We start from the raw sequence: 14,534 nt of genomic DNA, 5'->3' as shown, positions 1-14,534 counted from the left end.
GTAAATCGCAGAAGGTGATCGGGGCGTTATGCCCCGATCACCCTCCACTTTAATTTTGTTAAGGATTCATTATTTGCTTACTTTTTTCACTACATCCGTAACACGTTTAACCCACTCTTCAGGAGTAATTGTGCTAATAGTCAACGCATCTGTTGCATCCATCATCGCCTTATCAACGTCAGCATTGTAAGTGATTGTTGGGATAACTACAGTGTTAGGATCTGTTAAATATTTCGCTGCATCTTTAACATGACTCGGAGCGTTGGAAGCACTGATGTCACCTTTAATGTTCGAAGGTGCACCACTGAGCTCAGCCCATTGGGACGCTTGCCCTTTGGAGAATATGAATTGTAAGAATGCTTTAGCTGCATCTTTGTTCTTAGCCTTCTTAGCGATGGCTACTGTAGCTGTGGAAGTGTTAGCAACCACTTTACCGCCCGCGCTTTGTGTTACAGAAGGAATAAATCCAAATTCGAAGCCAGCTGGAACATCTTTGGACATTTCGTTAGGTAACCAAAGTCCGTTCGGGATGAAGGCATCTTTGTTTTGCAGGAACAACATTTGTGAATCTGTGTGGTTAATTTGAATGGAAGCCTTATCAATGAAACCTTTATCGCGTAATGCAACAATTTTGTTCAAAGCAGTAAGAACAGCAGGGCTCTCAAATGCTTCTACTTTATTTGCAGCCATGTCTTGAAGAATGCTGAAATCATCATTGTTAGCCGATACGATTGCAGGATACAAGACTGATCCATTGATATAGTACGGATATTTACCCGTATGAATGAAAGGTGTAACTCCGTCTGCTTTGATCTTCTCACTTACAGCAAGGAAAGAATCGAAGTCAGTTGGTTCAGCCCATCCTTTTTCTTTGAAGAGAGCTTTATTCCAGAACATACCCCAAGAATTTAGAACCAATGGGATATTGTAAACTTTACCGTCAAATTCTTGTGCTGGTTGAGCTAGAATATCTTTGATCAGATCGCCATCAATGTTCTTGGCATCTTTCAACCAGTCAGTCAAATCTTCAAGTTGATCGTCCTCTACCATTTGACGATCATTTAACCCAGCTCCATCGATATATACGAAATCTGGTGGAGTTCCACCGATCCAGCGAGGTTTCATCTGATCATTTATTTTCGGACCGCCAGATTCCTTAACTTTCAAGTCAGGATTTGCAGCTTGGAACTCGGCAATAACTTTTTTCCACCATTTGTCGCCGTAACCACCGACAAAGTACTGGATTTCAAAGTCACCCGTTAATTTTGTAGCTTCTGGCTCAGTAGGTGTAGATGTAGGTGTAGCTACTTCTTCTTTAACCGGTTCTTTTACTTCCTCTTTAGGTGCTGCATTATTACTTCCACCACATCCAACTAGCGATACAGCCATTAGTGCAGCGATACTTACCGCAGCCATTTTTTTATTAATCATTAAAGCAGACCCTCCCAAGAATGATATTTTACGCCTTTTTTATGAGTTCAGATGAACTCTGTTAGCGCTTAACTTCATCATAGATTGGGAGGGCCCAAATCTCTATCTAAAATCTTCCATGAATTCTTTGCTATCTTCTTTTTACATAAAAAGTAAAGAAAATAATCATGTTATTCCTTCATCATGACCGGTTACTCATGGCTACGACTTTTAGTCTCAGCAAAATGTTGTAGTTGGTCAAGTGCCGCTTGTGGGGTAACACCCTCGTACAGAATCGCATCTCCCATCTTGCGAGAATAATCCAAGACAGCTTGCCATGCAGGTTCCTGTACAGGATAGAACTTCGCTTTACTCAGCGCTTCCAGATCGCTCTTCATGACTTCATTCTGCTTGGATAATCGACTACCTACTGACGTAGTAACCGGAAGAAAGCCTTCTCGCTTGATCATTTCTTCATATGCCGGATCGTCATACAGAAAGTCCAGGAAATTAGATAACGCTTTCTTATTTGTGTGATCTGTCTTAAAAGACACAAGAACATCATGTACTCCAAAAGTAATTGGCGGCATACCATCCTTCACTGGAATCGGACCTTTACCCCATTTCAGCGTAGGAAATTCATTAGGGACGACGGAGGAGAAATAATTACCTGAAATCATCATAGCAAGTTGCCCCTCCCCCAGAATCCGTTGCTTCTCGTCGCGAGTCGTGATACTTGGCTCAGGATCCGTCAGTCCTTTATCGAACAACTCTTTGAAAAAGGTTAATCCCTCTACATTCGCCGGCGAGTTAATCGTCCACTTCCCATCCTTTATCCACGATCCACCCGAGCCGTAGAAAATATATGACAAAGACGCCTGTGTCTCGTTATCCGTCAGGTCAAGACCAAATCCTTCCGCCGCACCACCAAGTGCTTTGATCCTACTTGCGGCGTGCTCAAGCTCTGACCACGTCCTTGGAGAAGAGGTCACACCTGCCTTCTGAAGCAACTCCTTGTTATAATATAAATTCCGCGTGCTTGCTACGTATGGAATGGCATACTGAATTCCTTTCATCTGATCCATCTCAACTAAATTTGGGCACAGTTTGCTCGCCAATTCAGGAGATATAATCTCATCCATATTATTCAGTAAATTATCCTGAGCAAAATGTGCATACACATTCGTATTCAGTAGATCAGGTGGCTGATTCTTGCTAATCATTGTCGTATAGATGCCGTCGAGAATATCCCAGTTGGCTACTTGAAGTTCCACATCAATCAGAGGATTCTTTATCTCGAACTCTTTAACAAGCTTCTCCAACAAAGGCTTTGTCTCTGTACTATACTCAGAGGCAACAAAGCGGATTAACGCCCGCTCCTCCTTAGGTGCTGATACAGGACCTGGGCTTGATTTCACACATGATGAAAGAACAAAGGGCATAAGACTAACCATAAAGACCACAATAAAAGGCTGCACTTGTAGCGATTTTTTTTGCATAAGGTTATCTAATCCGCCTTCCCAAGAGGGATTTACTTGCTATTGATGAACGGAAACAGTAGCTTCTGGTTCTCAGCTGTAAACATATTGCCTTTTGTAATCACATTTGAATCGATATAGGTGATCGGCTCGGTTGTATCACCATCGATGAGGTTTAACGCTGTTTTCACACCAAGGTACCCCATGTTAAAGGGTTTCTGTACGATGGAAGATTTCATAATTCCAGACTCAAGCAACTGTACCTCATCGCTGGAGCTATCAAACCCAATTAAATTAATATCATCTACGCGGTCCTGCTCCTTCAATGCTCTCGCAACGCCTTGTGATGCTGACTCATTCAACGTAATGAACGTATTAAACCTGGTATTACTCTGGATTAATTTATTGGCGATTTGGTAAGCCCGATCTTCTGAATTATCAGCATAATAAACGCCCAGTAAGCTGCTATCCTTATAGCCAGCAAGTTCGCTCTGCATTCCTTGCAACCTTTCCTCCGAGACGATCGAATTCGCATTATCACTAATCATTGCAATGACAGCATAACCAGCGGTTTGCTCAACTGAGGTTTGAGCCGCTAAGCGTCCTCCCTCAATGTGATCGCTAGAGACAACTACGTGAGATGGCAACTTATCCGGCGACATATTAATAATGACCAGTTTAATACCAAGCTCATTAGCTTTGAAAAGCGTTGATCGCATCCGATCATTCATAATAGGAGCTATGACAATAGCTTGCGGCTTCCTTTCAATCGCTTCTTCTAATAGTTGAATCTGAGTATCAGAATCACTTTCTGAAAGCGGGCCAACAACCTTGATCGTAAACCCCATCTCTTTAGCCGCTGCTTCTGCTCCCATGTTCACAGCTTGCCAGAAGTCAATACGAACATTTGAGGATCTAAGAATAACCGTAATATTTCTCTCTTCATGGCTAGGACCTGAGAGTATCTTGAAATAGAATACAGAGTTTGTCGCAATGACCAGCATGGCTAGGAGCAGCCAGAGGGTCAATCGTTGGTTACGCATCAGCCTGCACCTCTTAATCGAGTTTAGGTATCGTTATCGTAATGCAGGTACCTTCTTCGATCTCACTTTTGATTTGAATACCATATTCATGCCCGAAATATAGTTTGATCCGCTCGTTAACATTACGAATACCGATACCTTGAGTACGGCTATCTCCCGTGTTACTGAGGAGAAGTCTTCCCTGTTGCTCCGGTGTCATTCCATGTCCATTATCCTCAACCTCAAATACGACTTGATCCCCTGATTGTCTTCCACGTATCGTAATCATCCCATCCTCCATGCCATACATATTACGAATACCATGATAAATTGCATTCTCGACGAGAGGTTGAAGGAGTATCTTAAGTGTCTTATAGCTGTGAATAGCATCATCGATATCAATCACATAATTAAGTTCATCGTTATAACGCATCTTCTGGATAAGCAGATAATTGGTAATATGCTCAATCTCCACCTGAATGGGCACCAACTCTTGATCCTTCGTAATACTGGCGCGGAACAACTTGGCAAGAGCCGAAGTCATGAGAACAACCTCTTCATGCTGTTTCTGTTCAGCCATCCAGACGATAGAATCAAGCGTGTTGTATAGAAAGTGTGGATTGATCTGGGATTGAAGAAGCAATAACTCGCTTTTACGCTTATTTTCTTGGTTCGCAATCGTCTCCTCCATCAGAAATTTAGTTCTGCTGACCATTAGATTAAACGATCGACCGAGTTGTCCGATTTCATTCATTTGACGGATTTCAGTCTGAATATTGAAATTACCTTTCTCAACTTGCTTCATATCCGACTGCAGTTCTTTGATCGGCATCAATAATCGATGAGACAGCCATATCGAGATCAGTACGGGGATAACTAAACCATATAAAGAATATAAGATAATAGAATTGCGTAGATCACTTTTACTTGTAATTAGATCATCCGTATTGGCAACGCCTACAATTCTCCATCCAAAGTTCGTATCCTGTACGGAGTAGATACGTTTGCCTTCTTCATTGTCAACAATGAAAGAATCACCACTTGAAGCCTGAAGGACTTTCGTGATTTGTTCTGTTCTCAAGTGACTGTCGATAAGCTGTTGCTGCGGATGATAGACGATGTTTCCATTCTTATCTACGATGAAGACGTAACCTTTTTTACCCAGATTGATGTTGCTGCAAATATCATTAATGACGTTTAGGTTTAGATCAACGAGGAATACGCCCTCTGCTGTAATTCCATCTGTGCTCTTTAATTCTCGGCTCAATGAAACGACCCAGCGGTATTCATTCTTAATCAAACTCTGTACATGAGGAGAAGTGACGACCGATTTACCACCTGCCGCTCTTGCCATTTGATACCATTCTTGCTCCTGTAGCTTCGTATTCGGATTTAAACTTGTGATTCTGCGGTCAGAAACAAATCGCCCGTTGTATCCGAATACCATAATAGATGCGATATCCTTGCGGGTATATAGAATCGCTTGGAACAAATCAGAAATTTGCTTTTCATATGTACGGCGATCCTCTGCGCTAATGAAGCTATTATCAGATATGTAATATTTTACGTCCTTATTCGTCAACGCAAGCAACGAAATATTCTCCATATTATCGACATAAGACTGGATGTTTAAGTTGACCTGCTTGATGATCTCTTCAATATACCCTTTCGAATTCTTCTCGACTGTCGTTACGGATACCTGAAAGCTCACTAGACTTGTCAAGACGATCGCAGCTAGAATCAATAACGAAAACGCCAAGGATATATTCGATTGAATGCTCTTCAGTGGGAATAAAGGTATGGGGAAACGTTTCTTGAGCATCTTAGGCTCCGCTCCCCTTGATTTGATTATCTCGGTAGTCCTTCGGGGTGATTCCAGTATGCTTTTTGAATAAAATACTCAAATAATTCGGGTCCTTGTATCCAACTTGCTCTGCAATTTCATACAATTTCAACTTTGAATTATGAAGAAGTTCCTTCGCCTTAGAAATCCTCACTCTGGTCAAATATTCAATAAATGTCTCTCCTGTATGTTGCTTAAATACAAGGCTGAAATAACTTGTACTCATCAGGACATGGCGACATAAGTCTTGTAGGGACATTTTTTCATTCGCATAATTCTGATCGATATACTCTACCCCACGATGGATTTGCATGTTCGTCAGATGATTACGGTTATCTGCAATCGTGGAGATAATAGAGCCCACTACGTCTCTTAACCAGATTTCAACTTCATCTAGCGTCTTAAACTTATACACATCCATTAGTTTTATCTGTCGATCGAAGGATAACTCAGCATCATGAATGACAAGCTCCTGAATCGAGTTCATTAGCGTCAGAACAACCTTCTGCATTTGTAGTAAGCATGCTTCCACAGGAACCAACGAAGTCTTAAGCTCCGCCACCCCCATTTCGATTAACTCGTAGGCTTCTTGAAGATCTCCTGTTTTCACGGCGGTAGCAAGCTTTCGATCCCAGTCCAAGACCAGCGGCAACTGAATTGACGGCTTGCCCTCAATATCCATAATACTAAGCACCCGATTTTTCCCTAGGAGAAAACGGTAGTCTAGTGCAGATAATGCGCTTTTGTATGAATTTGGAAGTTGTTCAATATGTGCACACGTTCTGCCAATCCCTACGGTAACCGTAAAATTTAAATATTTCTCAACATGATAGCGGACTTCTTCTGCAAGAGAAAATACTTGCTCATACAAGAGAATCTCATTGGCTTGTCCGAAAATAATAGCGACCATCCGTTCCTCACGCGTACGGAAGTTAAGCACATTATCCCGATTTAGCGTCTCTTGGAAAATATCAAATGCTGCAAATCTTAGAAATTCTGCATCGTGCTCATAAGAAATAAGCTCTCGATCTCCGAAATCATCGATATCTACCACCATTACTAAATAAAAGGGTGATACCGGAGGAAGATTGAAATAAGTGAACCCCTCTGAGATTTCTTCCTTACCTAGTCCTACAGCAACTAATCGTTCAAGGAACCGCTCCTTGAGTAACGGAAGACTCTGTTTCAACTGATTATTCAACCTGCTAAGATCCTCTCGACGTTGCTTTTCCTCATCCATCTCCGCTCTAACACGGTCGAGAAGCATTCGTATTTCTTGTGCTGTGATCGGCTTCAGAATGAAGTCGGATACTTTCAATCGGATCGCTGCTTGCGCATATTCAAATTCGTCAAAACCTGTTAATATAATAATCTTTATGTAAGGGAATTGTGCTGAGATCAATCCGGCTAACTCTAATCCATCCATGAATGGCATGCTAATGTCCGAAATGACCAAGTCAGGTCTGTCTAGTTCTACCGCGTCCCACGCCTCTCGGCCGTTGGCATAAGCGCCAATCAATTCGAATCCGTGCTCATTCCAGTTAATCGTATTTTTCAATCCGATCCGGACTACCGCTTCATCATCGACAATAATCACTTTGTACATCGGATCGTCTCCAGTCTGTTGGAATAAGTTCACGTATACATGGGGTTATAAGAAAAGTCATAATCCGTATAGGGCTTCAAGCCTATTTTATTTATATACTACAATATAAGGTAACTTTTTCCTATAAAAAGAATTAATATACTATAATCGTGATCTATCATGATATTCATATGAAACTATCGATCCATATAACCACAATAAAGAAGGACACCACAGCGGTGCCCTTCTTTATGTTCTATGCTTAAATTAACTCACTAACCTTTAACCACACGCAACTTGTTATTCCGTAATCTTGTTATAAAACTTACAATTCAAATATCGACTGCCTATCAAAAAACCAAACAACATATGGAGATGAACATTAATAAAGACGACTTGCATTCAGAATAGAATGGGAAGTCGCCTTTATCAATTAAATATGCGAACTGGTACACTTTATTTAAACGCTGCGTTTTCTAAGAAAGACTTGATCCATAGATAATGGTGTAGATGCCGCAACTGTCAAATAAAGCGTCACTAACATAAAAGACAACTCCATCTCATATCCTACCATCTGATCGTGTCCGAGTAACCCTGCAGAGAGTTTCGTTGTCACAATCGCTCCGATCAGCATGATCGTAAATAAAGCTGATACATATCTCGTAAAGAGGCCAATAATAAGCATAATGCCTCCAACAAGTTCAAGGATAGCCACCCCGTACGCCAACAATCCAGGTAAGCCCAAAGATCCAAACCAAGCTTCCACATTCCCTAGACCCATCTGCAATTTACTAATTCCATGAGCTAGAAATAAAATACCCATCACTACACGCATGATCGTTGATACTACTGCTATTCTTGTCATTATTTATTCTCCCCTTATTATCTTACTTGTGTTGATTATGCTGCAATAGCTGATTTGATTAGGTTGCCCTCCCTCTTCCTTCAATATTAATAATTAATAAAAATATAATATTTATATTAGAAATATAACGCACAACAAAAAGATATGTCAACAAAAAGATATTTTAAATGCGTATTTTTGTTTTCTATTATAAATATATTTAGGGCCTTTTTTATCTGCTGCACCCTTATATCATTCGCTATGGTACATGCTGATGTATTCTGCTTATTTAATCAGTTCCCTCAGTAGTCTAGATGCTGCGGGTAAGCGTGGACGTTTAAGATGCTCCTGTACATAACGGTAGTCCGTTAAGATCACTCCTGCATCTCGTATCGCATAGGTAAAATCATCGTCGAAGGGCAAGCGAAACTCCCATACCCGCTTCTCCCAGTCTGGGATATTCGCTAGCATCCACGAATCTTCCAAGCCTGCATGGATATACGTTTCACTTACACCCTCAGGAAGCTTATACAACTTGTCGATAATCGACTGCTTAAAGCTATCATAGGTCTCCCCCTCTTGGATATGAAAAGGATGGGACAATAGGTAGTCAGGAATTTGGACCCCTAATGTATCAGCCAGTGCCGATGCAAGCGCGACCGGACGTTCAATATTCTTAAGCGACCCAAGGAGTGGATCCTCTGCATAAATGTAACGAAATAACCTTGAAGGCAATCTCCAACGCGAAGTCTTCCAAAGTGTCTGTGGAATTAGGCTACGACCCATTTCCATGCCGTATAAACTTCCCATATGGTTATCCACATGACTAATCACAATGCCTGATTTCTTAACTCGCTGATACTGTGCGTCGATCTCTTTCAATATAGCCTTGGTCTGTGCACCCAATTCGAATTCCTTCACCGTCTTATATTGATGTCCACTTTCATCATGCAGTGATGGATCGCCCGTCAAGCTACTCCATTGTAAAGCATCAAATTCACTAGTCATCGTCAGATGAATCCCCACATTGGGTTGGCGCCGACGAGCACTCCAAGCCGCAGCCTCCTCAAATGCTGGAGCGACGGCCATAATCGTTGCTGATGATACTTTGCCCTCTTCTAATAGATGCATGATCGCTTGATTCATAGGGAGGCTTTGGCCGAAATCATCACAATTGATGATTAATCTTCTGCTCATGGTCATAGTCACCTCTCAACGATTTTCGTAAATTTAAATTTGATTACGAACGATATGATCACGGATATCGCAAGTAGGCATAACGGAACAACACTAATCAAATACCGGAATGTCGATTCAGGGTCCGACCCTGGATTATCGCCACTTTGATAGCCGAATATCATACCTACAACGAAAAAGGCTAGCGCCGAAATGAGTCCACTTGAACGGGTTATGAATCCACTGACAGCCGTATAGATCCCTTCTCTTCGAAGCCCTGTGTTATCCGCATCCTCATCGATAATTCTGCCTCCAACGATCGCAGGAGTCACTAGGAATCCTGCCAGACCGAAGCCAACAGCAATACCTGCCGCCACACCACTTATAAGATCATAGCCGAACCAAAGCGGAATCACGGATAAACCATATACGATAAGAGATAAGCGCCATGCTTTGACTCCATCCATGGTCCGAATAATCCAGTACCACACGAACACTAACGGAATGACCGAGACGAAGACAGATGCCATCAATATCGCCACTTGTGCTTCTGAGATATGTAGTACATATTTTGCGTAAAAAGGAATCATCGAGCTAATAAGTCCATTCACTGTTTGGGCGAATGAGTTCGAAATATTAAACACCCAAAACTTCTTATTGCGAATCGTCTCTCGGAAGGCTGGAATCAACTTCAATGGTTCGCCTACATTAGCCTCTTTCTTCTCTTGAACGTTCATCATACAAATGTACATAAAAATACCAAAGACACATGCGTACACGATAGCCATATTTGAAAAGTTGATCGCAGCATAAATCATTGGGGATAATGCGGTAGCAATTAACAAGGCAACAACTTGATAACCCTGCTGAATGGCAGAAGCCTTCGCACGAATTCGATCTCCCCGAAAGAGCTCAGGAAGTAACGCCCCATAGTTCACCCAGAGTACCGTAGCGACAGCCTCATAGAGAATAAGTGTCACAAGAAACCAAGCAAATAGTCCATTCTCCGATAAACCTCCTGGAGGCGAGAACACCAGTACGAAGGCCAGCATAAATAGCGGGATCGAACCGAATACCCAAGGCCTGCGGCGTCCGTAACGAGTATTGGTACGATCCGACCAATAACCGAATAATGGATTATTCACAGCATCCCATATGAGGAAGATCGTTCGTGCTAGTGTCGCGAGCCCAATCCCAAGTCCTAGCTTTTCAACATAGAAGTAGCTGTAAAATGAACTAAATGCCTGACTAGGAACCATCATTGCAAACATCCCTAATGCGAACGTATAAGGTGAATTGATCCATTTACCTTTCATGAACATACCTCCTCCAAGTGTGGTAAGAAACCCTACTCTATTATATTCAATTAGTGGAATTATTCGCCATATTTATTTACTACACCTGAAAATATTACCTATTCCTACTCATCATACTCAAGCATCTATCCCTACCATCTCTCTCACCACATACAAAATAAGACAATCCCTCTCAACCAGATGGTTGAAACAGGGATTGCCTCATTAATATTCAATATCTCCTTGAATGTACTTCTGATGTACTCTTCTCTCTATATCTATCTATTTCATTACTTCGTTGTTGTGAACTCTGCGATCTGCTGCTTGTACTCTACCAGTAGCTTAGCTAACGCTTCCTTAATTGCAGCGGCATCTTTGGATTTCGCTGCGTCATCTAGCGCAAATTGTGCTTTGAAAAAGGCTTGATCTGCTTCGCTGATCGGTAGTGCCATCGTACTATCTAAAGCGGTCGTTCCAGAAATATTTATCTCAAAAGCTTCATCAAACTTAATACCTGCCTTATCCATATCGATGGTGTACTGCATATTGTTCGTGTCTCCAGCTACCGCTGGTGTGGCTGAAATTATTTTTACAGCCGCTGGATCTAAATTAGCTATTTCAAAGGCTTTATCAAACTTAATACCTGCCTTATCCATATCGATGGAATCGATGGAATACTGTACATTGCTCGTCTCTCCAACTACCTTCTTATATTGCTCTAGTGTCTTCTTCCAGTCTTCTAGCGTAGTAGGTGCATAAGTTTTAGCTAGATCAAGGGGATTAGCCCAGCTACTGGCAACGGTTGTAGTTGTTGCTAATACATTAGTCACTGCTGGAGCAGTAGTGATCGTCTTGGATAAGACTTTCGGACTCACTTCCTTAGGTTCGCTAGCTGCGTTCGTTACCGTTGGGACGGCAACTGCGGACACTAACAGGGCTGATAAAGCTACCTTTTTAAATATCATAGACTGATTCATAAATGTAACACTCCTATTCTCGTTCAAGTCTTCTTACAAGTCCAATCTTACAAGGAGGGTGTGGCAGAACATTGGTTAATTTGTGGAAAAACGATGGCAGAGCCCTATACCCTCCTACGGCTTGGTATACTTATGAGAGAAATCATTTGGAGGTATCATTAATGAATAAAGACTATCTCATCGCCGTAGTCGATGATGATCAACATATACGTAATCTTGTAGAAGCCTATTTAATCAAGGAAAATTACCAAACCATTGGCCTCGGTAGTGCCGAAGAGGCTTGGACTTTGTGGCAGACCAATCCGCCGGACATGTGGGTGCTCGATATCATGCTTCCTGGCATGGACGGGTACGAATTTTGTAGACGAATCCGCCATGAGGCAGAAGTGCCTATCATTATGATTTCTGCGAGAGACAATGAAGTGGATAAAATATTAGGTCTGGAGCTTGGCAGCGACGATTATATGGTCAAGCCCTTCAGCCCCCGTGAATTGGTAGCCCGCATTAAACGGCAGCTCCAGCGGACATATAAAATGAATGCCCCAACGGAAGGTGTAACTCTTCCAACCGCCCCTGCCAGCCTCGAAGTTGGTCGACTTCAACTACTACTAGAGGAACGACGTGTGTTCTGGTGTAGAGAAGAAGTGGACCTAACCAGTAAAGAATTTACTATGCTTAAAGTGTTTGCGGACTCTCCTAACCGTGCTTTTACGAGAGACGAACTTCTAACATTCGTATGGGGAGACGATTACTTCGGAAGTGATCGTGCTGTCGATCACTTGATTAAGCGGATGCGCAAAAAGTTAGAACATGTGCCGATCGAAGCGGTATGGGGACATGGCTATCGCATGAGAGCAGAGGAGGGCGAGCAGACGGATGAAGCTAGTACATCAAATTAATTTAGCCTTTGGCATTGCACTGGTACTTGTGCTCTCCGTTACGGCTGTTGTGATCCATCATGTGCTGTTAGACCATTTTATCGGAGCACAGAAGGAAGATTTAAAGACTATGAGCGCCGCAATGACAGCCTCATTAAGTCAGGAAAACATGAACAATATGATCGTCTTAGATAAAGTCGTCTCATTACCAAAGGTCATATATCCTGCAGCCGCAAGTGTAGAGGCTATTCTTACCGATGAAACAGGAAGGGTTGTGTCTACATCGGTACCTATGAATTATATTAACATTGAAATAAATGCCGGACCTTTAGCTACAGCAAGTGAAACTTCAAGTCTGCAAAACATTTGGAACGGGACAGATAGACGATACATTACTGAAGTGAAAGCAACGCCTCAAGGAACATTGACTCTCCTTACGCCTGTGAGTAAAGTCAAAACGATTGAACAAGCTCTGCTTAAGAGACTACTTATCGTTTTCTGTGTGGCGGGTATACTGATGTTCCTGTTTAGTCTATTTATCACGAAAAAGCTGATCCAACCTCTGCTGAGACTACGGGAGGAACTCAAAAAGGTGAAAGAGCGTCACTTTGAAGACGTTAAGCTGATCAAGGCTGGCGGAGAAATTGGCTCTGTCGCTCAATCGGTCTATGATATGGCTGGTGAATTGAAACGATATAATCACGTACAGAAACAGTTCTTCCAGAATGCCTCTCATGAATTAAAGACTCCCTTAATGTCCATCTCTGGATATGCCGAAGGGATCAAGGACGGTGTGTTTGAAGGGGAGAGCGTCCATAAAGGTCTCGATATTATTATGAGTGAGAGCAGTCGGTTGAAGAAAATCGTTACGGAAATGACCCTACTTGCGAAGCTCGACAGTGAAGAGGATATATTTAAGCCTACGGAGATTTGTCTGAAGGACCTGCTAATAGAAACGATTGAGCGTATGAATCCTCTTTTGATAAAAAAAGGACTGACTCTTTATACGTCATACGATGATGATGAACCGCTCGCGATCCGAGCCGATCGCGATAAGCTATTACAGGCACTCATCAATGTGGTCTCTAATGCAACCCGGTATGCGAATCAGCAGATTTATATCCATGCCGCAATCAAGAATGGACGCGTTGAAATCTCCATTAGCGATGATGGCCCTGGAATATCGGAAGATTTGCTTCCTTATCTATTCCACCGGTTTGTAAAAGGGAAAGATGGTGAATCTGGACTTGGATTAGCTATATCCCGTGCGATCGTTGAACGCTGCGGAGGTCTGATCACCGCAGACAACCGTCGGGAGGGTGGTGCGGTGATCTCGATTGGGTTCCCTAGCATAGACTCCGTATAGCAACTAACTTCAGATTAAAGTTTGAAGACGAACCATCGCTTGGGCCCGGTCAACGACCTCCAATTTCCCATAGAGGTTACTAATATAGTTGCGAGCTGTACCTTCAGCGATATGCAGCTCATCAGCAATTTCTCGGTTGTTCAGCCCACGGATAATAAGCTGTGCCAGCTCCTCTTCCCGCTCGGTTAGCTTGATGAGATCTAGTCTGGGGCATTGCCGATGTTCATAATCTTCCGTAAATCGATTCATCCTCGCAGCCAATTTGGCTGCGACCGCACCTGGAAGTATGAATTGGCCAGATACCGTATCTCGGATCGAAGCGATCATTTTATCTGCATCCATATCCTTCAACATATAGCCACTTGCTCCATGTGCCATTCCTTCTACGATGTAATCTGCATCTATGAAGGTTGTTAATATTAAGACAAATATGTTAGGACAGCTCCGTTTGATTCGCTTCAACGCACTAATTCCGTCCATGACGGGCATTTGAATATCAAGCAACATGAGATCGGGCAGAAGCGATTCTGCTAACTCGCATGCCTCCTCTCCGTTCTTAGCAACGCCAATCACCTCGAAATCATCTTCCAATTCTAGAATCGTACGAAGTCCTTCACGCGTCAGCATCTGATCGTCAGCAACTACAATTGTTATCATTCC

At 42.4% G+C, this 14,534-nt stretch carries 12 protein-coding genes; 2 read left to right on the top strand and 10 right to left on the bottom strand.

The window, feature by feature from the left end; all coding sequences use genetic code 11:
* Window positions 1–69: 69 nt before the first annotated feature.
* The 9 genes from BW961_RS18110 to BW961_RS18070 form a co-directional block, all read right to left on the bottom strand.
* Entirely contained in the window at window positions 70–1,431 is a 1,362-nt protein-coding gene (locus BW961_RS18110) for an ABC transporter substrate-binding protein (RefSeq protein ID WP_068579926.1), read from the bottom strand.
* Between the two features lie 191 nt (window positions 1,432–1,622).
* Entirely contained in the window at window positions 1,623–2,909 is a 1,287-nt protein-coding gene (locus BW961_RS18105) for an extracellular solute-binding protein (RefSeq protein ID WP_068579924.1), read from the bottom strand.
* A 32-nt stretch (window positions 2,910–2,941) separates the two neighbouring features.
* Window positions 2,942–3,931 (bottom strand): substrate-binding domain-containing protein, encoded by a 990-nt coding sequence (locus BW961_RS18100; RefSeq protein WP_068579921.1) that lies wholly within the window; start codon window positions 3,929–3,931, stop codon window positions 2,942–2,944.
* A gap of 13 nt (window positions 3,932–3,944) precedes the next feature.
* Window positions 3,945–5,732: a cache domain-containing sensor histidine kinase gene (locus BW961_RS18095; RefSeq protein WP_068579920.1), complete on the bottom strand. Its 1,788-nt coding sequence runs from the start codon at window positions 5,730–5,732 to the stop codon at window positions 3,945–3,947.
* Window position 5,733: 1 nt separating this feature from the next.
* A complete protein-coding gene (locus BW961_RS18090) occupies window positions 5,734–7,359 on the bottom strand; it encodes a response regulator transcription factor (protein ID WP_068579918.1) in 1,626 nt (541 codons plus the stop codon).
* Window positions 7,360–7,798: 439 nt separating this feature from the next.
* Window positions 7,799–8,203: a DoxX family protein gene (locus BW961_RS18085; protein ID WP_068579916.1), complete on the bottom strand. Its 405-nt coding sequence runs from the start codon at window positions 8,201–8,203 to the stop codon at window positions 7,799–7,801.
* Window positions 8,204–8,467: 264 nt separating this feature from the next.
* Window positions 8,468–9,379 (bottom strand): polysaccharide deacetylase family protein, encoded by a 912-nt coding sequence (locus tag BW961_RS18080; protein WP_082867311.1) that lies wholly within the window; start codon window positions 9,377–9,379, stop codon window positions 8,468–8,470.
* Window positions 9,380–9,387: 8 nt separating this feature from the next.
* On the bottom strand, window positions 9,388–10,674 hold the full coding sequence (locus BW961_RS18075; protein ID WP_076576936.1) for an MFS transporter: 1,287 nt from the start codon (window positions 10,672–10,674) through the stop codon (window positions 9,388–9,390).
* 269 nt (window positions 10,675–10,943) lie between these two features.
* Window positions 10,944–11,630 carry a hypothetical protein gene (locus BW961_RS18070; protein ID WP_068579909.1) on the bottom strand — a complete coding sequence of 229 codons (687 nt, stop codon included), beginning with the start codon at window positions 11,628–11,630 and terminating at the stop codon, window positions 10,944–10,946.
* A 161-nt stretch (window positions 11,631–11,791) separates the two neighbouring features.
* On the opposite strand from BW961_RS18070, the gene BW961_RS18065 reads away from it, so the two are divergent.
* Window positions 11,792–12,529, top strand: coding sequence for a response regulator transcription factor (locus BW961_RS18065; protein WP_068580057.1), 738 nt, complete (start codon window positions 11,792–11,794; stop codon window positions 12,527–12,529).
* Window positions 12,507–13,874: a sensor histidine kinase gene (locus BW961_RS18060; RefSeq protein WP_068579905.1), complete on the top strand. Its 1,368-nt coding sequence runs from the start codon at window positions 12,507–12,509 to the stop codon at window positions 13,872–13,874. Before BW961_RS18065 ends, BW961_RS18060 begins: the two co-directional genes overlap by 23 nt.
* Before the next feature lie 9 nt (window positions 13,875–13,883).
* Here the strand turns inward: BW961_RS18060 and BW961_RS18055 are convergent, their stop codons facing one another.
* Window positions 13,884–14,531 carry a response regulator gene (locus BW961_RS18055; RefSeq protein WP_068579904.1) on the bottom strand — a complete coding sequence of 216 codons (648 nt, stop codon included), beginning with the start codon at window positions 14,529–14,531 and terminating at the stop codon, window positions 13,884–13,886.
* Window positions 14,532–14,534 lie beyond the last annotated feature (3 nt).

The sequence above is a fragment of the Paenibacillus macquariensis genome (assembly GCF_900156375.1).
Taxonomy (GTDB): domain Bacteria; phylum Bacillota; class Bacilli; order Paenibacillales; family Paenibacillaceae; genus Paenibacillus_AQ; species Paenibacillus_AQ macquariensis.
Note: the sequence above shows the minus strand (reverse complement) of the source record. Positions and strands in the feature narration are given on the sequence as shown.

What these genes read in the sequence shown, in the direction of transcription:
- BW961_RS18100 (WP_068579921.1), bottom strand. Translation starts at nt 3,931, where the DNA reads ATGCGTAACCAACGATTGACCCTCTGGCTGCTCCTAGCCATGCTGGTC.
- BW961_RS18110 (WP_068579926.1), bottom strand. Translation starts at nt 1,431, where the DNA reads ATGATTAATAAAAAAATGGCTGCGGTAAGTATCGCTGCACTAATGGCT.
- BW961_RS18060 (WP_068579905.1), top strand. Translation starts at nt 12,507, where the DNA reads ATGAAGCTAGTACATCAAATTAATTTAGCCTTTGGCATTGCACTGGTA.
- BW961_RS18080 (WP_082867311.1), bottom strand. Translation starts at nt 9,379, where the DNA reads ATGAGCAGAAGATTAATCATCAATTGTGATGATTTCGGCCAAAGCCTC.
- BW961_RS18070 (WP_068579909.1), bottom strand. Translation starts at nt 11,630, where the DNA reads ATGAATCAGTCTATGATATTTAAAAAGGTAGCTTTATCAGCCCTGTTA.
- BW961_RS18095 (WP_068579920.1), bottom strand. Translation starts at nt 5,732, where the DNA reads ATGCTCAAGAAACGTTTCCCCATACCTTTATTCCCACTGAAGAGCATT.
- BW961_RS18055 (WP_068579904.1), bottom strand. Translation starts at nt 14,531, where the DNA reads ATGATAACAATTGTAGTTGCTGACGATCAGATGCTGACGCGTGAAGGA.
- BW961_RS18085 (WP_068579916.1), bottom strand. Translation starts at nt 8,203, where the DNA reads ATGACAAGAATAGCAGTAGTATCAACGATCATGCGTGTAGTGATGGGT.
- BW961_RS18090 (WP_068579918.1), bottom strand. Translation starts at nt 7,359, where the DNA reads ATGTACAAAGTGATTATTGTCGATGATGAAGCGGTAGTCCGGATCGGA.
- BW961_RS18065 (WP_068580057.1), top strand. Translation starts at nt 11,792, where the DNA reads ATGAATAAAGACTATCTCATCGCCGTAGTCGATGATGATCAACATATA.
- BW961_RS18075 (WP_076576936.1), bottom strand. Translation starts at nt 10,674, where the DNA reads ATGAAAGGTAAATGGATCAATTCACCTTATACGTTCGCATTAGGGATG.
- BW961_RS18105 (WP_068579924.1), bottom strand. Translation starts at nt 2,909, where the DNA reads ATGCAAAAAAAATCGCTACAAGTGCAGCCTTTTATTGTGGTCTTTATG.